Here is a 17,921-nt window from a genome sequence, read left to right as displayed (position 1 = left end):
GGGCGAGCGAGGATCGACCCTTGAGTCGATAGACGCCCCAAGAAGGCGTTATCGGGCCGCGCGACATGCGCGACGGCGATGGACGTGCGATGCGACAAAGCGTCGCTGCGGAAATTGCGGGATCGGCCGATACAGCCAGCGGAACCGGCAGGGTCCGCAGCGACCCGTCAGTCGCGGAAGTATACCAGCGCGGCGCCAGGCGTGCATTCGTGCCGCCGCAGGTTGGCGATGGCGCGGTGCTGGCGGCCTGGGTAGGCCTCTAGATGAGAAGCCTCTGGGTACCGAAGTCAGGTCAATGGAGTTGACCAATCGACGACTGGCCCTGCACGGGACTTGCTTAAGGGACTAAACTATTGCCCCTCTAAATTTCACGAGGTCGTTATGAAAACCAAGGACAATGCGTCCAAGAGTCGGTCCTGGGCCATCGTCGGGCTGGAAACGCTCGTCATCGTCGCCCTGTCGCTGTACGTCGCCTTTGGCGCCGGGCTGTTCATCAAGCACCACTGCTGGGACACCCTGACCCCGCAGCAGCAAGACCAGATCCTCGAGCAGATGAGCCGCAGCGCTCAGGAAAATACCCTGCTCACCTGATTCGCTCGAATCACGTCTCTTCAAATAACGATAAGAATCCTCTCTTTTTCTTCCGCGCGCTCCCTGAGTGTCGAGGTGGCCTCGTCACGTCCGGCCGATCAGCACGCCAGGTGTTTGCGCGTGCTCACGGGGGAGGCCGGCGTCGCCCTGGGTAGCAATCTGGTCGAAGGCGTCGCCAAAGGGCGAGCGCGGCGTGCCAGACGTAGCATTGCCCAGAGTATGGCTAGCGACAGGGCCATCCAGCCAAGTACAAGAAGAAGGATATAGGTCGCAGGAGTCATTGACGTTCACCGTACGGCTGTCTCGGAAAAAGTGTCGCTGCTGGACACATTTCACTAGACACGTCAATAGCTATCCTGTTCAGGCTTTCCCGACGAGGGGCCTGCCCGGGCGACGTCTGAGCATCGCCCGGGTGGCAGGGATTACAGGAACAGGTGGGCCAGCCAGAACAGGCCGGCGGAAAGGGCCATGGAGGCGGGCAGGGTGAGTACCCAGGCCATGAGGATGTTGCGCACCGTACTGCCTTGCAGGCCGCTGCGGTTGGCGACCATGGTGCCCGCTACGCCCGAAGACAGCACGTGGGTCGTGGAGACGGGCAGGGCGAAGACGTTGGCCATGCCGATGGCGGCCACGGCCGTCACCTGGGCGCTGACGCCCTGCGCATAGGTCATGCCCTGGCGGCCAATCTTCTCGCCCACGGTGAGTACCACGCGACGCCAGCCGACCATGGTGCCGATGCCCAGGGCCAGGGCGACGGCGATGATGACCCAGAAGGGCGCGTATTCGGTGGTGCTGGTGAGGTCCTTGCGCAGCCGGCTGAGATCGTCACGGTCGCGCGCGGTCAGTACCGGCAGCTTGCTGACTTTCTTGGCGGTGTCGTCCAGGCACAGCAGGTAGCGACGCACCTGCTGGCGATGATCGTCACTCATGGCGCGGTAGTCGGTGATGCCTTCCAGGTCGGCCAGCAGGGCCTGCAGGGTGGGCAGGGTCATGTGCGGGGCGCAGCGGAATTCCTGGGGCAGGTCGCGATTGCCGGGCACTTCGGCGAGGAAGTCCTTCAGGTTGTCGCCCTGGCGCTCGTAGAACTGGCCCAGGTGGATGGCGGCGTCGCGGGTGCGCTCGATCTGGTAGGTCGTGCTGTCCAGGTCCAGGACGAACTTGGCCGGGACGATGCCGATCAGCACCAGCATGATCAGGCCAATGCCTTTCTGGCCGTCGTTGGAGCCATGCACGAAGCTCATGCCCATGGCCGAGAGAACCAGCATCAGACGATTCCAGAAGGGCGGATGCTTCTTGGCGTCCACCTCACGGCGCTGCTCGGGGGTCTTGTGCATCTTGGACAGCGGCCGCCAGCGCTTGAGGGCGAGCAGCAGCAGGCCGGCGACGGCAAAGCCGGCCAGTGGCGAGAAGATCAGCGACAGGCCGATGTCGATCGCCTTCTGCCAATTGACGCCTTCGCTCATCGGAATGCCGGTCAGCAGGGCGTTGGTCACGCCGACGCCGAGGATGGAACCGATCAGCGTATGGGAACTGGAGGCGGGGATGCCGAAGTACCAAGTGCCCAGGTTCCAGGTGATGGCCGCGGCGAGCAGGGAGAACACCATGGCCAGCCCGTGGCCGGTGTTGACGTTGATCAGCAGTTCCACCGGCAAGAGGTGGACGATGGCATAGGCAACGCCAACGCCACCGAGCAGCACGCCGAGGAAGTTGAAGATGCCGGAGAAGAGCACTGCGAGGTGCGGTGGCATCGCCTTGGTATAGATCACCGTGGCGACGGCATTGGCGGTGTCGTGGAAGCCATTGATGAATTCAAAGGCCAGCACAAAGGCCAGGGCCAAGACGAGGCTGATGGCGACCCAGGCGTGGAGTCCGCTGAAAAGTTCGAACATGGGGATACGTCGACAGTTGGCAGGCGCGAATTATGGCAGAAAAATGACTGCCACCATCGCCGCCTTGAATGGGAGAGGCGAATTAGTCGCCGCGGTAGATGCAGCCACAGGTACAGGTCTCATGGACGCGAACCTGGCTGAGCTCGGGCAGGAGCGGCTTGAGCTGTTGCCAGATCCAGCGCGCGAGGACTTCGCTGGTGGGGTTCTCAAGACCCGGGATGTCATTCAGATAATGGTGGTCGAGACGCTCGTACAGGGGTTTGAAGGCGGCCTTTATATCGGCGAAATCCCGTACCCAGCCGGTATGAGGGTCGACGGCGCCCTCGATATGCAGGCCTACCTTGAAGGAATGCCCATGGAGACGCCCGCACTTGTGGCCCGGCGGAACGTTGGGCAGGAAGTGTGCGGCTTCGAAAACGAATTCTTTGAAAATTTCCACGATAACCACTCGCGTTGGGCCACGGTGTGTGGCGGCTGCGGGGCGGCAGTCTATCAGCTCGACACGGCCTTGCCGAACCTCGCGGTCACCGGCGGTGATCGGCTGCTAGCCCGGCATCGACCAGGGTTCGAGGGCGTGGCCGTCGCGTGCCAGTTCCAGGCGGGTCTGTTCGATCAGCGCCGCGAGGTGTCCGGCGTGGCTGTATTGACTGCGCGCGACGTGGGCGATCGAGGCCAGTACCTGGCTGCCGTCGGTCACGGTCAGGGCAAAGCTGGCGTCGCTGGGATCTTCGCGGACGTCGCCGCGCAGCGGCAAAAAGGCTTTTTCAACGATGTGGGTAGCACGGTCAAGATCGATGGACATGGACGGGTTCCTCAGGCGGATGCCTTCAATAGAGCACAGGAGCAGGGCAGAATTCTGATTTGCCTTCGCCGGCGGGCTTAGGCAGTCTCCCGGTCTTTGTCTGGACGATTGCCCATGCGCAGTACCAATCCTCGTACCTTCTGGGCCCTGGTGGGCCTGGCCGTCGCCTTCGGTCTTGCCGGTCTGATCGGTAATCGGGTGGGCTGGGAGCGGCTGGAGATCGGCTATCGGACGGTGCCATCGCCCAGCGGCCTGGATATCGGTGTGGCCGGCCAGGTCATCACAGGCTTGCCGTCGCTGTGCATCGCCCTGGCCCTGGTCACGGTGGTCACCGCGCTGATCATTCGCGGCGGACGCCGCTTTCGCTCGCGATTGCCCTTGCCGCTGACCGCGGCCATTCTCTGGGTGCTGCTGGCCTCCCTGCTGGTGCTTTTCTATCCTAGTACTCTGGCGTTCCAGTGGGAGAATCATCGCAGCGCCGCGGAAATCGACTTCTATCTGCTGCAGGATCGTCCGGGTACTTTCAAGGGTACGGCACAGAAGAGCCAGCAGCTGACCTACTACCGTGACTGCGGGCAGGCCGGGCAGGCGGCCTGCCCGGTGTTCGAGTGCGTGGTGGAGCGGCGCAGCTGGCTGGGTGGCTTCCAGAAGGTCCAGGGCTTCTATCCCGGCCTGGACCAAGAGTATCAGCTTGAGCTGCTGCGCACCCGCTGCCTGCCCGGTACGCCGTGACCGACGAAGCCACCGGTCTGATGGCGCCATAGGCGGGCATAGAGACCGTTGTAGGCGATCAGCTCGTCATGGGAACCCATCTCGACGATCTGACCACGTTCCATGACCACCAGGCGGTCCATACGCGAGATGGTCGACAACCGGTGGGCGATGGCGATCACCGTCTTGCCTTCCATCAGGGTTTCCAGGCTCTCCTGGATCGCGGCCTCCACCTCGGAGTCGAGGGCGGAGGTAGCTTCGTCCAGCAGCAGGATGGGTGCGTCCTTGAGCAGGGTGCGGGCGATGGCGATGCGCTGGCGTTGACCGCCGGAGAGCTTGACCCCGCGTTCACCCACCTGGGCATCCAGCCCGGTGCGGCCATGGGCATCGGTGATGCGCGCGATAAAGTCATCGGCCTTGGCCTTGCGCAGCGCGGCGTGCAGTTCCTCATCGGTGGCCTCGGGGCGACCGTAGAGCAGATTCTCGCGGATCGAGCGATGCAGCAGCGAGGTATCCTGGGTGACCACGCCGATCTGGCATCTCAGGCTTTCCTGGGTGACGTGGGCGACGTCCTGACCATCGACCAGGATACGACCGCCTTCCAGGTCATAGAGCCGTAGCAGGATGTTGATCAGCGTCGACTTGCCCGCCCCGGAGGGGCCGACCAAACCGATCTTCTCGCCGGGAGCTACGTCCAGGGTCAGGCCTTCGATGATGCCCGCCCCCTTGCCGTAGTGGAAGGCGATGTCCTCGAACAGCACCGCGCCACGGGTCACCTGCAGCGGCTTGGCGTCCGGGGCGTCGCCGACCTGGCGCGGCTTGGCGATGGTGCTCATGCCGTCCTGCACCATGCCGATGTTCTCGAAGATGCCGTTGACCACCCACATGATCCAGCCGGACATGCTGTTGATCCGGATCACCAGACCGGTGGCCAGGGCGATGGCGCCGACGCTGATGACGCCCTGGTGCCAGAGCCAGAGGGCCAGGCCCGTGGTGCCAGCGATGAGGAAGCCGCTGAGGATGGCGATGGTCACGCCCATGGCGGTGATCAGGCGGGCGGCGCTCTCGGCTTTCTCGGTCTGCTCTTCCATGGCCTGGCGGGCGTATTGCTCCTCCTGGGCCGAATGGGAAAAGAGCTTGAGGGTGGAGATGTTGGTGTAGCCGTCGACGATGCGCCCGGAAAGCTGCGAGCGGGATTCCGAGGCGATGGCCGAGCGCTCCTTGGTCTGGGGCACGAAATACCAGAGGGCGATGACGTAGCCGATGATCCACAGGATCAGGGGCACCATCAGCCAGACATCGGCCTGGGCGAACAGGATCAGCGAGGTGACGGCGAAGATCAGCACGTGCCAGATGGCGTCCACCGCCTGCACCGCCGAATCGCGCAGGGAGACGCCGGTCTGCATGATGCGGTTGGAGATGCGTCCGGCGAAGTCGCTGTGGAAGAAGCCCAGGCTCTGCTTGAGCACATAGCGATGGTTCTGCCAGCGGATCAGAGTGGTGAGGCTGGGGGTGATGGTTTGGTGCACCAGCAGGTCGTGCAGGCTGATGAACAGCGGGCGGATGACCAGGGTGACCACGGCCATCCAGATCAGGGTGCCGCCATGCTCCTGGAAGAACACGGTGCTGTTGGGCGCGCTGCCCGCCAGGTCGACGATCTGGCCGATGAAGTTGAAGAGGGCGACCTCGACCAGGGCGCCGATCAGGCCGACCACCAGCAGCAGGGCGAAGGCGGGCCAGGCTTGCTTGAGGAAATGCAGGTAGAAGGCACCGACCCGAGCGGGCGGCATTTCATCGGGAGCATCCCGAAACGCATCGATGATGCGTTCGAAGCGGCGAAAGATCATGCGGGGTCCTTGTAGAGGGGAGACAGCGTGTCGCGTCGCCGAAAGGGGGACCTCGCCGTTGGGACTGGATGATCGGCACAGATCATCCAGTCGGACGGTTCGGCTTACAGCCGTTTGGCAGCGAGAATCATGACCGGTTCACGAGGAATGTCGCGCAGCATGCCCTGGCGGGTGGTCTGGACCCCGGCGATCTGGTCAACGACTTCCATGCCACGCACGACCTTGCCGAATACCGCGTAGCCGAAGTCTCGCGAGCCGTGGTCGAGGAAGGCATTGTTCTCGACGTTGATGAAGAACTGACTGGTGGCGGAGTTGACGTCCGAAGTACGTGCCATGGCCAGGGTGCCGCGCAGGTTCTTCAGGCCATTGTCGGCTTCGTTCTTGATCGGTGCCTTGGTGCGCTTTTCCTGCATGTCGCGGGTGTAGCCGCCGCCCTGGATCATGAAGCCGGGGATCACGCGGTGAAACAGGGTGCCCTTGTAGAAGCCGCTGTCGACATAGGCGAGGAAGTTCTCGGTACTGACCGGTGCCTTGGCCGCATCCAGCTCGACCTCGATGTCACCCTTGTTGGTGCTGATGAGCACGTGCGGATTGTCCGCGGCCCAGGCGGTGGAGGCGACGAACAGGGCGCAGGCGGCAAGCAGGGCTTTGAACATGATGGATCCTTGAGTGGCGGAGACGACTGGCGAACGATAGCAACCCGGCTGGCCCCCCGCCACGGTCAGCGTGGGAGAGCGTGCTTGCGCAGGAGGTTCATGAGGATCTGCGAGGCCGGGCCCAGCTCGTGCTGGCGGGTCTTGTAGAGCTGGAAGGGATGGAAGCGGTGCGCGCCCTGTTCCAGCGGCAGCGGCTTGAGCAGCCCGGCGTCGAGGTCGGTCTGGATGGCATCCCGTGGCAGCCAGGCGAAGCCCAGGCCGTCACGCAGGAAGGTGGCCGCGGTGCTGATGCTGCCTACCGTCCAGCGCTGCTCGGCGGCCAGCCAGCCGGCATCGCGCGGCTGGGCGCGACCGCTGTCACGAATGACGATCTGCAGCTGCTCTTCCAGATCAGCGGTCACCAGGGTGCGCTGCAATTGATGAAGCGGATGCTCGGGATGGGCGACCGCGACGAACTCGACATTGCCCAGGGAGGCGCCCAGGTGGGCCGCGATCACCAGGCCGGTGATCGCCAGGTCCGCCGAGCCATCGAGCAGGGCTTCTTCCACCCCGGACAGGACCTCTTCGCGCAGACGCACCCGGCAGCCGCGACTCTGCGGCATGAATTCGCGCAGGCACAGCAACAGCGAGCGAGTCGGATAGGCGGCGTCCACCACCAGGCGCACCTCGGACTCCCATCCCTGTTCCATGTGGTAGGCCAGCTCTTCCAGCTGGCTGGCCTGCTGCACCAGCCGGCGCGAACGGCGCAGCAGCACGGCGCCGGCGTCGGTCAACACGGCGCGACGGCCCTCCAGGCGCAGCAGCGGCACGCCGAGCTGCTCCTGCATGCGGGCGACGGTATAGCTGATCGACGACTGGGAGCGGTGCAGCACCTCGGCGGCCTGGGCATAGCCGCCGTGGTCCACCACCGCCTGCAGGGTCCGCCACTGATCGAGGGAAACGCGAGGAGTCTTCATCGAGCGCTCTGGAGCCACGAAAGGGCGCATGGTAGTGCCTGAGGGGGCAATGGGAAAACGCGGTGTCCATCACGGGATGAAAAAAAGCGAGACTCAGGAGCAAATGTCCTGCCGGCGTCACGCTCCAAGCTTGCCGATGAGTTTCCCACTCTAGGCAAGACAAGGAGTCTCCATGTCGTCATTCAAGGCGTTGCTGGGTTGCTGTCTGCTCGTCGCTCCGCTGCTGGTCCATGCCGAGGAGCCGGTATCCACGGCCAGTGCGCCCCTCGATATCGACGGCATGAACATCAGTCGCACCCTCGACTGCGAAGGCCGGGACGTGTCTCTGTCCGGCGAAGGCAATACCCTGACGTTGAAAGGCCAGTGCGGCACGGTGACCGTCTACGGCAGTCATCATCGGCTGGTGCTCGACAGCGCCCAGGCCCTGGCCATCCATGGGCTGGGCAGCGTCACCACGGTCAAGGGCGCGGTGGCCAGCCTGAGCATTGGCGGTGGCTACCAGCAGGTGCAGGCCAATGTGCGCGGCAGTGACGGCCTGGCCAAGGTCGATGCCTATGGCTACGGCGCCAAGGCGCGCCTGACCCTGCTCAGCCAGGCCGACATCGCCGTGGGTGGTTCCAACCAGCAGGTGTACTGGTCCCGGGCCGCGGGCGTGGGTGAGCCAAAGACCCTGGTCTCCGGTGCCGACAATGTGCTGCAAGCCAACCAGTCGGTCGCAGGCCTTTCCGGCGGCGATCCCTCGGGCCTGAACGCCACGCGTTGAGCGGCTGCCAGCGAGGGGTTTCCCTCCGGCGGCGGGCACGTTAAGGTCGCGCACCTTTTTCGTGCGTCGTCGCCATGCCTTATCTCCTGCTCGTCACCCTCATCTGGGCGTTTTCCTTCAGCCTGATCGGCGAGTATCTCGCCGGTCGGGTCGACAGCGACTTCGCCGTGCTGGCCCGTGTTGCCATCGCCTTCGTGCTGTTCCTGCCCTTCACCCGCTGGCGCGGGGTCCCTGGACGCTTCGCCCTGGGGCTGATGGCTGCTGGTGCCCTGCAGTTCGGCATTACCTATCTGTGCCTGTATCGCAGCTTCGCCGTCCTGACGGTCCCGGAGGTCTTGCTGTTCACGGTGCTCACGCCCATCTATGTGACCCTGCTGGACGATGCCTGGCAGCGCCGCTTGCGCCCCTGGTCGCTGCTGGCCGCCGTGGTGGCGGTCGGGGGCGCTGCCCTGATTCGCTTCCAGCCACTGGCCGGCGACTATCTGCTGGGCTTCCTGCTGTTGCAGGTGGCCAACCTGACCTTCGCCGCCGGCCAGGTGCTGTGCAAGCACCTGGGGCACGCCTATGCCGGGCAGGGCGCCTTGCATCGCTACTTCGGCCTGTTCTTTCTCGGTGCCTTGCTGGTCGCGGCGCTGTCCTTTCTGCTGTTCGGCAATTCGGCGCGCCTGCCCAGCACCGGTCTGCAATGGGGCGTGCTGGTCTGGATGGGCGTGTTCGCCACGGCACTTGGCCTCTACTGGTGGACGCTGGGCTCGCTCCGCGTCAATGGCGGCACCCTGGCGATCATGAACGAGGCGCATGTGCCGGCCGGTCTGCTGGTCAGCCTGCTGATCTGGCAGCATCCGGCCGATCTGCCTAGGCTGTTGCTGGGCGGCGGCATCATCCTGCTCTCGCTGTTCATCAACCGTCAGGGGCGTCAGTCATGAATGTGCTGTCGGGCAAGGGGCTGGGCCTCTCGGTGCTGTCTTCGGTGCTGTTCGCACTGATGCCGGTGTACTTCGTCTGGCTGGCTCCGCTGGACGGCCTGCAGGTGGTGGCCCTGCGGGTGGTCTGGTCGCTGCCGATGGTGCTCCTGCTGGTGGTGGTCCTGCGTGAGGGCAAGGCCTTGCTGGCTACGCTCAAGCGGCTGGTGCGCGAGCCCCGGCTGTGCCTGGCCATCCCGGCGGCGGCGCTGTTGATGGGCATCCAGTGGTGGGTGTTCGTCTGGGCGACCATGAACGGCGAAGCCATGGCCATGTCGCTGGGCTATTTCCTGCTGCCCCTGGCCATCGTACTGACCGGGCGGCTGGTCTACGGCGAGCGCCTGAGACCGCTGCAGCGCCTGGCGGTGGGTTGTGCGCTGCTGGGGGTGATCAACGAGGTCTGGGTGACCGGGGCGCTGTCCTGGGTCAGCCTGTTGCCGGTGGTGGGCTATCCGCCGTATTTCGTCCTGCGCCGCTGGATGGCGGTGGATGCGCTGTCCGGCTTCGTGCTGGAGATGTGCTGCCTGCTGCCCTTCGCGCTGCTCGCGCTGCACTGGTTTTCGCCCAGCCTGATCCTGCAGCAGACACCCTGGCTGTGGGCACTGCTGCCGGGGCTGGGCCTGCTCAGCGCCATCGCCTTCGCCGCCATGCTGGCCTCCAGCCGCATGCTGCCACTGAGTCTGTTCGGTATCCTCAGTTACGTGGAGCCGGCGCTGCTGGTCTTCGTCGCCCTCTATGTGCTCGGTGAGCAGTTGCCGGAGGGCGCCATCTGGACCTATGGTCCCATCTGGCTGGCGGTGGCCTGGGTCTGCCTGGACAGTGCGCGCCTGCTGCGCAAGCAACTCAGGCGCGCACCGGCTGCGCCCTAGAGCGCCAGGGTCGGGCATTCACCTGCGGCGAAGAAGAACTCGTCGCAGTTGGGCAGGGTACCGGCGCGATCGACGATAAGGAATTCGTCCTCGTCGCGCAGGGCCAGCACCGGGTGGTGCCAGACCCCGGCGTGGTAGTTGATGCCCTGGCGGCCATCGGTGCGAAAGACGCGGATGGCGCCGGCATCCGGGGCTCCCGCCGGCGGCGCCACCACCACCAGAAAGGGTTCGCCGCGTAGCGGGACGAAGGCCTGGCTGCCGTGGGGATGGCGTTCGAGCATGGCGATGGTCAGCGGATAGTCCAGGCGCCGGGCGCGAAAGATGCTGATGATCGCCGCACCGTCCGCTGGTCCTGTCTCGACCCGCGCCAGGGCGTGGTATCTCTGGGTCGAGCCATTGTTGATGGGAAACCAGTCCCGGCCTGCCGTCTCGATGACCTCGCCGAAGGGTGCGAAGCCCTCGGCGGTCAAGGGCTCGATGCGCAGTTGCCGGTTCATGCCTGGCCCCGCGCCACCTTGCCGAACAGCCGCAGTCGGCTGACGCCGCCATCCGGGAAGATGTTCAACCGCACGTGGGTGATGGGGCCAAGGTCACGGATCTGCTCACGGAAGCTGTGCTCCTGGTGCATCTGCAGCTTCTGCGGTGGCAGCAGTTCCTTCCAGTAGAGGCTCTGGGTTTCGATCTGGCCATCGGTGCCGCCGCGTACGTAGGCGCCCTGGATCTGGCAGCTGTCCGGGTAGTTGCCCTTGAAGTGCAGGGTATCCACCAGGATCTCTTCGACGATGCCGGCATGGCCCAGGGCGATGATCACCCAGTCGTTGCCGGGGGTGCGGCGGCGGGCGGTTTCCCAGCCATCGGCCATGCTGTCGGCGCGGCCCGGATTGAGGATGTTGCTCATGCGGCCATAGTGTTCGTCGTTGCAGGCCAGGGCGCGACCGCCATTGAGGGCGGCGGCCAGATCCAGCACCTCGTCTTCCGCCTGGGCCGACCAGTCGCGATGGGGAATGCCGTAGACCCGCAGGCGGGCGACGCCACCGTCGGGATAGATGTTCAGCCGCAGGTGGGTCCAGGGGCGGTCGTCACCGATGACGTGATAGTGATGGCTGTTGCCCTGCAGTTCCACGGCCGGCAGCACCTCGGTCCAGGCGGCGTCGGCGGCCGGGTCGCCCTCGGCACAGAAGCAGGCTTCCAGGGAGGCGGAGGGCGGATAGTTGCCGGTGAACCAGCGGGTATCGATGTCGACGCCCTTGATCGAACCGGGCACGCCCAACCGGATCACCGCGTGGTCGTAGCCTTCGAAACGCTTGCGCCGTGATTCCCAGCCATCCATCCACTTGCCGTTGTCGTCGTAGACGCCTTCCTTCCACTCCGGCTCGTGGGGCTGGAGCATGCGGTCGGCGGCGGCGAACCAGTCATCGGTGACGCTGATGACCTGGGTTCCGAGGCGAGCATCGGCGAGATTGAGGTACTTTTCGAAGGGCGCGGCGTAGGTGCGTTTCATGGGCGGACTCTTGTGCGGAAGGGGTCAGAGGGTCTGCAAGCGGAAGAGGGCGATGCGGTCGATCTCGGCCAGGGCGCGCTGGAATTCCTGCTCCGGGGTGTTGGGCAGGCGTTCTTCGAAGGCCGCCAGGATCAGGTGCCGGTTGCTGCCCTTCACCGCCATGATGAAGGGGAAGCTGAACTTGGCGCGGTAGGCCTTGTTGTAGCGAGTGAAGCGCGTCAGCTCGTCGGGGCTGCACTGGTCCAGGCCAGCGCCGGCCTGTTCGCCACTGCTGGCCGCGGTCAGCTCCCCGGCCAGGGCGGCACGACCGGCGAGGTCAGGGTGGGCCTGGATCAGCGCCAGTTGCTCGGCCTGGCTGGCCTGGGCGACCTGCGCGGCGAGGCGCTGGTGCAGGGCTTCGATGGTGTCCGGCAGCGGCGTGCCCTCATCGAAGGCACGCTCGGCGACCCAGGCGGAGTGCTCGTAGACGCCGCCGAAGGCCGCCACGAAGGCAGCACGATCCAACTGGCTGGGCGTGACGGTCTGGAAGGCGCTCATGCCGGTGGATGCTCCTTGTGCCAGTGACGGGCGATGTCCACGCGGCGGGCGAACCAGACCCGCTCGTGGCTCTGGGCGTATTCCAGGAAGCGCTTCAGGCCCACCAGGCGGCCGGGGCGGCCGATCAGCCGGCAGTGCAGGCCGATGGAAAGCATCTTGGGCGCGGTGGCGCCTTCCTCGTAGAGGGTGTCGAAGGCGTCCTTGAGGTACTGGAAGAATTGCTCGGCGGTGTGGAAGCCCTGGACCTGGGTGAATCTCATGTCGTTGGTGTCCAGGGTGTAGGGGATCACCAGGTGTGGCTTGCCGGCCGGGGCCGTGGGTTCCCAGTAGGGCAGGTCGTCGTCGTAGGTGTCGCTGTCGTAGAGAAAGCCGCCTTCCTCCATCACCAGGCGTCGGGTGTTGGGCCCGGTGCGCCCGGTGTACCAGCCCAGCGGACGCTCGCCGGTGAGTTCGGTAAGGATCTCGATGGCGCGCTGCAGATGGGCGCGCTCCTCGGCTTCGTCCATGTACTGGTAGTCGATCCAGCGGTAGCCGTGGCTGCAGATCTCGTGGCCGGCCTGCACCATGGCGCGGATGACCTCGGGATGGCGCTCGGCGGCCATGGCCACGGCAAAGACGGTCAGCGGTACCTGATGCTTGGCGAACAGCTCCAGAATGCGCCAGACGCCCGCGCGACTGCCGTATTCGTAGAGGGACTCCATCGACATGTTGCGCACCCCTGGCAGGGGCTGGGCGGCGACCATCTCGGACAGGAAGGCTTCGGATTCCTTGTCGCCGTGCAGGATGTTGCGTTCGCCGCCTTCTTCGTAGTTCAGCACGAAGGACAGGGCGATGCGGGCATCACCTGGCCAGCGGGGGTGGGGCGGCTGAGCGCCATAGCCGATCAGATCACGGGGATAGGTCATGGAAGGGGCATCCTGGCAGTCGAGATGTTTTGTATACAATGTTTGGAGGCCTTTGCCGAGTCCCAGCAAGAATCCTGCCTAACTGGTCTGACCGGTCTGAAGACTCCGGACGCCCTGGAAAGGCGCGATACCGTTGGCAAAGCTCTGGTGCCAGCGCTGTATACAATCGATGGGCGGAAAACTGCTAGGCTGGAACATCCCCCTTGCAGGAGTCCACCGATGCCCGCTTCGTCCGCTAATGGATACCTGACGACCCATGTCCTGGACACTACCGGCGGCTGTCCTGGCGCCGGTATCGCCATACGCCTGTACCGGTTGCAGGCCGGTATGCGGGAGGTCCTGGGCGAGCTGTGCACCAACGCCGATGGCCGTGGCGACGGGCCGCTATTGCAGGGGGCGGCCTTCACGGCCGGGTGCTATGAGCTGGAATTCGACGTGGGCGACTACTACCGGCAACGGGGCGTGCTGCTCGATGAGCCCGCCTTTCTCGATACGGTGGTGCTGCGTTTTGGCATCGCCGATGCGGCCTCGCACTACCATGTGCCTCTGCTCGTCTCGCCCTACGGTTACTCGACCTATCGCGGCAGCTAGTTTTCCCTGCTCTGCCACGGTGCGATTCGGCGAGCGCCGGCACCAGGACAGGGCGCTGCGCTAGTGGACGGTCGGAGCGTTCGGCAGGTGGGCGTTGGCCAGCAGTGGCTTGTCCGGCACGGCGCTGTCGGGCCAGGTCTGGGCGATGCGTTCCAGTACCACCTGGGCCAGCATGCTATGGGTGCGGCTGGCGAAATGACCGCGAGCGCCAAAGATATAGGCCTGGTCGGCGCCGGGCTCGACGTAGCTGTCCGGGTCGCAGAATTCCCGGCCGGGCAGGCAGGCATCGCCTTCGGCATGGGTAAAGCCATAGTTGCCGTAGTGGGCGAAGACTTCTTCCATCACCCGATAGGCGTCCACCAGCAGTAGCCGGTCACCGGCTGGCAGATTGGCCTGCAGGGTCTCGTTGTAGAGTCGCACCAGCTCGTGATTGCGCTCGGCCAGGGCGGGCGTCCAGGGTTCGAGATAGGGCGCCTTGCCATAGTCGGTGTTGTTGAGTACCACCAGGCGTTGGGCACCCAGGCCCAGCAGATAGCGCAGCAGCTTGACCTCGTTCAGCGCGGTATGGCGGATCCGGCCCTCGATCTGCTCGCGCACGTCCTGGGGTAAGGGGGCATCGGCCATCAGCGCGGCCTTGAGTCTCTTGTCATAGAAGGGGCCGATGATGTCGTTGCCGCCGATCTGCACCAGGACCAGATCCTGCTGGCCGAAGCGGCCGTGTTGCAGCTCGAAGTTGCGGATCTGCTGGGAGAAGGCCAGTGGCGCCTCATTATGGTCGAAGCCTGGTTCGGTGAAGCTGCCGGTCACGGCGCCGCCTTCGGCGTAGCAGAGCCCATCGGGATAGGTCGGGCCTTCATGGCCATAACCTTCCACCTGGCGATTGGGGCTCAGGTCGATACCATAGGCATCGGCGATTTCCTGGGGATAGGTGCGGCCAGGGTTGGTGGCATAGATGTGGCCGAAGGTGCCGCAGTCCATGAGGCTGTCGCCAAAGGCGATGACGCGCTGGATGCCCCGGGCTTCGGCCACGGGCTCAGGGCTGGGTACGAGTGCGAACAGTGCGGCGACCCCTGCGAGCGCGGTCGCCAATCCCCAATGCCTGCCCATCACCCACCTCCCGACAGCATCCAGCGGCTGTGCTGCCAACGTCTTGTGCAACCTTCATACCCGGAAGAGCCGGGAAGGGGAGGGAGAGTTCCCTGGCGTCGGCCGGGGCGAGTCAGCAGCCGATGACCAGCATCAGGGGACACGGTGGCTGAGCGAGCGACCGCGCAATCTGCTCGGGTCAACCTGGAGGATGCGCATGATCCGCCCGTGATAGGCGAAGAGACTCAAGGCAAGGGATAGCGCCGTTTCAGTCGGCCTTGCCGACCGGATCGGATGACTGCGCCAGGATGGCTGCCATCAGGCCGGGAAAGCGCTGATCCAGGTCCTCACGGCGTAGCTGGTTCATGTGCGTGGTGCCGGCATTGCGGGTATGCACCAACCCGGCGTCGCGCAAGACGCGGAAGTGGTGCGACATGCTGGACTTGGGGCGGCCACCGTCCAGTTCGCCGCAGGTGGCTTCGGCTACCCGCGCGAGATAGCGGACGATATCCAGGCGTACTGGATCGCTGAGCGCATGGAACAGGCGCTCAAGGGAGAATTCGTCAGGACTGGGATGTTTGAAAGGGCGCATGAGCTAATCATACACCGGGGGTTGGCGATTATGTTATGTTCGATTAATATCGAAATAACGAACCAGCTGCTACCTCATGGGAGACCGCTCAGATGTCCGCATTGTTCCAACCCTTTACCCTCAAGGACGTGACGCTGCGTAATCGCATCGCCATCCCGCCCATGTGCCAATACAGCGCCGTCGACGGCGTGATCAACGACTGGCACCAGGTGCACTATGCCGGCCTGGCGCGCGGCGGTGCCGGCGTGGTCATCGTCGAGGCCACCGCTGTATCGCCGGAAGGCCGCATCACCCCCGGCTGCGCCGGTATCTGGTCCGACGCCCATGCCCAGGCCTTCGTGCCGGTGGTGCAGGCGATCAAGGCCGCCGGTTCGGTGCCCGGTATCCAGATCGCCCATGCCGGTCGCAAGGCCAGTGCCAACCGCCCCTGGGAAGGTGACGATCACATCGCCGCCGACGATGCCCGTGGCTGGGACACCATCGCCCCGTCGGCCGTGGCCTTTGGCGCCAACCTGCCCAAGGTACCCAAGGCCATGACCCTCGAGGACATCGCCCGGGTTCGCCAGGACTTCGTTGACGCCGCCAAGCGTGCCTATGAAGCCGGCTTCGAGTGGCTGGAATTGCACTTCGCCCACGGCTACCTGGCGCAGAGCTTCTTCTCGGTGCACTCCAACCAGCGCGACGACCAGTACGGTGGCGATCTGGCCGGCCGTAGCCGCTTCCTGCTGGAAACCCTGGCTGAGGTGCGCAAGGTCTGGCCGGAGCATTTGCCGTTGACCGCTCGTTTCGGCGTGATCGAATACGACGGCCGCGATGAAGAAACCCTGGCTGAATCCATCGAGCTGGCCCAGGGCTTCAAGCGCGAAGGTCTCGACCTGCTGAGCGTCAGCATCGGTTTCTCCACCCCAACCGCCAACATTCCCTGGAGCTCGGGTCTGCTGGCGCCCATCACCGAGCAGGTACGCAAGGCCACCGGCCTGAAAGTGGCCTCGGCCTGGAACATCGATACCCCGGTGCTGGCCAACCAGGTAGTGGCCGACGGGCAGCTGGATCTGGTCATGGTGGGCCGCGCCCACCTGGCCGATCCGCACTGGCCCTACTATGCGGCCAAGGCCCTGGGCGTCGACAAGCCGTCCTGGGTGCTGCCGGCGCCCTACGCCCACTGGCTGGAGCGCTATCGCACCAGCTGAGTCGGCTCAGGCTGAACGCGAAAGCCGCCCCTCGGGGCGGCTTTTTTGTGCGTCTCGGATGAGGGCAGTTTGTTGGGCTTCGCTGTGCTCAGCCCAACCTACGTCGATGGGTAGGCTGGGCTGAGGCGGCGCCATCGCCGAAGCCCAACAGGGTCAGGCGTCGCGACTGTGTACCCGGCGACCCGCGGCATGGGTTTCCCGTACCACGCGGTCGTCGCCAAGGGTGGTGAGGACGAACAGGGTTTCCTCCAGGCTCTTGGACTGCTGCAGGCGGTAGTTCAGCAGTGGGGTGGCCTTGAGATCGAGCACCACGAAGTCGGCGTCGTGGCCGGGGGCCAGGCTGCCGATGCGGTCGTCCAGGCGCAGGGCGCGGGCGCCGCCGAGGGTGGCCAGGTACAGCGACTTGAAGGGGTGCAGGCGATGGCCGCGCAGCTGTTGCACCTTGTAGGCCTCGCCGAGGGTCTGCAGCAGCGAGAAGCTGGTGCCGGCGCCGACGTCGGTACCCAGGCCGACATTGACCTTGAAGGCTTCCATCCGCTCGAGATCGAACAGGCCGCTGCCGAGGAAGAGGTTGGAGGTAGGGCAGTGGGCCACGGCCGAACCGGTCTCGTGCAGGCGCTGGCATTCGGCATCGCAGAGGTGGATGCCATGGGCGAACACCGAGCGCGGGCCGAGCAGCTGGAAGTGGTCGTAGACATCCAGGTAGTTGCTGCGCTCCGGAAACAGCGCCTTCACCCAGTCGATCTCCTTGAGGTTCTCGGAGAGATGGGTATGCAGGTAGACGTCCGGGTGCTCGGCCAACAGGCGTCCGGCTGCTTCGAGTTGTTCCGGGGTGCTGGTCGGCGCGAAGCGCGGGGTAACCGCATAGTGCAGCCGACCCTTGCCGTGCCAGCGCTCGATCAGCGCCTTGCTATCCCTGTAGGCGGACTCGGCCGTGTCCTGCAGGTAGTCCGGGGCGTTACGGTCCATCAGCACCTTGCCGGCGATCATGCGCAGATCGAGGTGCTCGGCGACCTGGAAGAAGGCGTCCACCGACTGCGGATGGACGCTGCCGAACACCAGGGCGGTGGTGGTGCCATTGCGCAGCAGCTCCCCAACGAAGACCTGGGCCACCTCGGCAGCCTTGGCCGGATCGGCGAAGGCGCCCTCGGTGGGGAAGGTGTAGGTGTCCAGCCAGTCCAGCAGCTGCTCGGCGTAGCTGGCGATCATCCCGGTCTGCGGATAGTGGATATGGGTGTCGATGAAGCCGGGGGTGATGAGGGCGTGGGGGTGCTCGATCACCGGGGTACCGGCGGGCAGGGTGGGCAGCAGCTCGGCAGCCGGGCCCATGGCCTGGATACGGCCGTCTGCGACCAGCAGCAGGCCGTCGGCGTGATATTCGTAGGAGGCGTCCAGCCCGACCTCGGCCGGGTCGGCGAGGCTGTGGAGCAGGGCGGCGCGGTGGGCGATGGCAGTCATGGCGATCTCGGATAG

General features: G+C 65.1%; 20 protein-coding genes. 7 read left to right on the top strand and 13 right to left on the bottom strand.

Annotation, left to right across the window (positions count from 1 at the left end):
- The first annotated feature begins 381 nt into the window (after nt 1–381).
- The gene (locus tag APT59_RS13455) at nt 382–591 is read left to right on the top strand and encodes a hypothetical protein (RefSeq protein WP_007158876.1); all 210 of its coding nucleotides are present in this window, start codon (nt 382–384) and stop codon (nt 589–591) included.
- A 422-nt stretch (nt 592–1,013) separates the two neighbouring features.
- On the opposite strand, the gene APT59_RS13450 is transcribed toward APT59_RS13455, so the two are convergent.
- From APT59_RS13450 to APT59_RS13440, 3 genes are all read right to left on the bottom strand, one after another.
- On the bottom strand, nt 1,014–2,480 hold the full coding sequence (locus APT59_RS13450) for an inorganic phosphate transporter (protein WP_059315318.1): 1,467 nt from the start codon (nt 2,478–2,480) through the stop codon (nt 1,014–1,016).
- A gap of 82 nt (nt 2,481–2,562) precedes the next feature.
- Entirely contained in the window at nt 2,563–2,919 is a 357-nt protein-coding gene (queD, locus tag APT59_RS13445) for a 6-carboxytetrahydropterin synthase QueD (RefSeq protein WP_082696356.1), read from the bottom strand.
- A 105-nt stretch (nt 2,920–3,024) separates the two neighbouring features.
- Nucleotides 3,025–3,282 (bottom strand): hypothetical protein, encoded by a 258-nt coding sequence (locus APT59_RS13440; protein WP_059315316.1) that lies wholly within the window; start codon nt 3,280–3,282, stop codon nt 3,025–3,027.
- A gap of 114 nt (nt 3,283–3,396) precedes the next feature.
- Between APT59_RS13440 and APT59_RS13435 the strand changes: the two genes are divergently transcribed.
- Nucleotides 3,397–4,014, top strand: a complete 618-nt coding sequence (locus APT59_RS13435) for a hypothetical protein (protein ID WP_059315315.1) — start codon at nt 3,397–3,399, stop codon at nt 4,012–4,014.
- Here APT59_RS13435 and APT59_RS13430 read toward each other — a convergent pair.
- The 3 genes from APT59_RS13430 to APT59_RS13420 all read right to left on the bottom strand — a co-directional run bounded on the left by APT59_RS13430 (nt 3,969) and on the right by APT59_RS13420 (nt 7,452).
- A complete protein-coding gene (locus tag APT59_RS13430; protein ID WP_059315314.1) occupies nt 3,969–5,840 on the bottom strand; it encodes an ABC transporter ATP-binding protein in 1,872 nt (623 codons plus the stop codon). The two genes, APT59_RS13435 and APT59_RS13430, sit on opposite strands and share 46 nt — an antisense overlap.
- Before the next feature lie 104 nt (nt 5,841–5,944).
- Nucleotides 5,945–6,496: a peptidylprolyl isomerase gene (locus APT59_RS13425; protein WP_059315313.1), complete on the bottom strand. Its 552-nt coding sequence runs from the start codon at nt 6,494–6,496 to the stop codon at nt 5,945–5,947.
- Between the two features lie 65 nt (nt 6,497–6,561).
- A complete protein-coding gene (locus APT59_RS13420) occupies nt 6,562–7,452 on the bottom strand; it encodes a LysR family transcriptional regulator (protein ID WP_059315312.1) in 891 nt (296 codons plus the stop codon).
- Nucleotides 7,453–7,624: 172 nt separating this feature from the next.
- Here APT59_RS13420 and APT59_RS13415 point away from each other — a divergent pair, with 172 nt between their 5' ends.
- From APT59_RS13415 to rarD, 3 genes are all read left to right on the top strand, one after another.
- A complete protein-coding gene (locus APT59_RS13415) occupies nt 7,625–8,215 on the top strand; it encodes a DUF3060 domain-containing protein (RefSeq protein WP_059315311.1) in 591 nt (196 codons plus the stop codon).
- A 74-nt stretch (nt 8,216–8,289) separates the two neighbouring features.
- Nucleotides 8,290–9,141 (top strand): EamA family transporter, encoded by an 852-nt coding sequence (locus tag APT59_RS13410; protein WP_059315310.1) that lies wholly within the window; start codon nt 8,290–8,292, stop codon nt 9,139–9,141.
- Nucleotides 9,138–10,046: an EamA family transporter RarD gene (gene rarD / locus APT59_RS13405; RefSeq protein ID WP_059315309.1), complete on the top strand. Its 909-nt coding sequence runs from the start codon at nt 9,138–9,140 to the stop codon at nt 10,044–10,046. Before APT59_RS13410 ends, rarD begins: the two co-directional genes overlap by 4 nt.
- On the opposite strand, the gene APT59_RS13400 is transcribed toward rarD, so the two are convergent.
- Genes APT59_RS13400 through puuE form a run of 4 tightly spaced genes read right to left on the bottom strand, consistent with a single transcriptional unit; the run spans nt 10,043 to nt 12,989 of the window.
- The gene (locus APT59_RS13400) at nt 10,043–10,543 is read right to left on the bottom strand and encodes an ureidoglycolate lyase (RefSeq protein WP_059315308.1); all 501 of its coding nucleotides are present in this window, start codon (nt 10,541–10,543) and stop codon (nt 10,043–10,045) included. The two genes, rarD and APT59_RS13400, sit on opposite strands and share 4 nt — an antisense overlap.
- Nucleotides 10,540–11,547, bottom strand: coding sequence for an allantoicase (alc, locus tag APT59_RS13395; protein ID WP_059315307.1), 1,008 nt, complete (start codon nt 11,545–11,547; stop codon nt 10,540–10,542). Before alc ends, APT59_RS13400 begins: the two co-directional genes overlap by 4 nt.
- Nucleotides 11,548–11,571: 24 nt before the next feature.
- Entirely contained in the window at nt 11,572–12,084 is a 513-nt protein-coding gene (uraD, locus tag APT59_RS13390) for a 2-oxo-4-hydroxy-4-carboxy-5-ureidoimidazoline decarboxylase (protein WP_059315306.1), read from the bottom strand.
- Nucleotides 12,081–12,989, bottom strand: a complete 909-nt coding sequence (gene puuE, locus APT59_RS13385) for an allantoinase PuuE (protein ID WP_059315305.1) — start codon at nt 12,987–12,989, stop codon at nt 12,081–12,083. The genes uraD and puuE overlap by 4 nt, the downstream gene beginning before the upstream one ends.
- Before the next feature lie 219 nt (nt 12,990–13,208).
- Here puuE and uraH point away from each other — a divergent pair, with 219 nt between their 5' ends.
- Nucleotides 13,209–13,580 (top strand): hydroxyisourate hydrolase, encoded by a 372-nt coding sequence (gene uraH, locus APT59_RS13380; RefSeq protein ID WP_059315304.1) that lies wholly within the window; start codon nt 13,209–13,211, stop codon nt 13,578–13,580.
- A 60-nt stretch (nt 13,581–13,640) separates the two neighbouring features.
- On the opposite strand, the gene APT59_RS13375 is transcribed toward uraH, so the two are convergent.
- A complete protein-coding gene (locus tag APT59_RS13375) occupies nt 13,641–14,669 on the bottom strand; it encodes an SGNH/GDSL hydrolase family protein (RefSeq protein WP_174523138.1) in 1,029 nt (342 codons plus the stop codon).
- 265 nt (nt 14,670–14,934) lie between these two features.
- On the bottom strand, nt 14,935–15,258 hold the full coding sequence (locus APT59_RS13370) for an ArsR/SmtB family transcription factor (protein WP_059315302.1): 324 nt from the start codon (nt 15,256–15,258) through the stop codon (nt 14,935–14,937).
- A 92-nt stretch (nt 15,259–15,350) separates the two neighbouring features.
- Between APT59_RS13370 and APT59_RS13365 the strand changes: the two genes are divergently transcribed.
- Entirely contained in the window at nt 15,351–16,448 is a 1,098-nt protein-coding gene (locus tag APT59_RS13365) for an NADH:flavin oxidoreductase/NADH oxidase (RefSeq protein ID WP_059315301.1), read from the top strand.
- Between the two features lie 153 nt (nt 16,449–16,601).
- On the opposite strand, the gene guaD is transcribed toward APT59_RS13365, so the two are convergent.
- Complete coding sequence (guaD, locus tag APT59_RS13360; protein WP_420480491.1) at nt 16,602–17,906, bottom strand: guanine deaminase; 1,305 nt, start codon at nt 17,904–17,906, stop codon at nt 16,602–16,604.
- Nucleotides 17,907–17,921 lie beyond the last annotated feature (15 nt).

The organism is Pseudomonas oryzihabitans (genome assembly GCF_001518815.1).
In the GTDB taxonomy this organism is placed as follows: Bacteria; Pseudomonadota; Gammaproteobacteria; order Pseudomonadales; family Pseudomonadaceae; genus Chryseomonas; species Chryseomonas oryzihabitans_E.
Note: the sequence above shows the minus strand (reverse complement) of the source record. Positions and strands in the feature narration are given on the sequence as shown.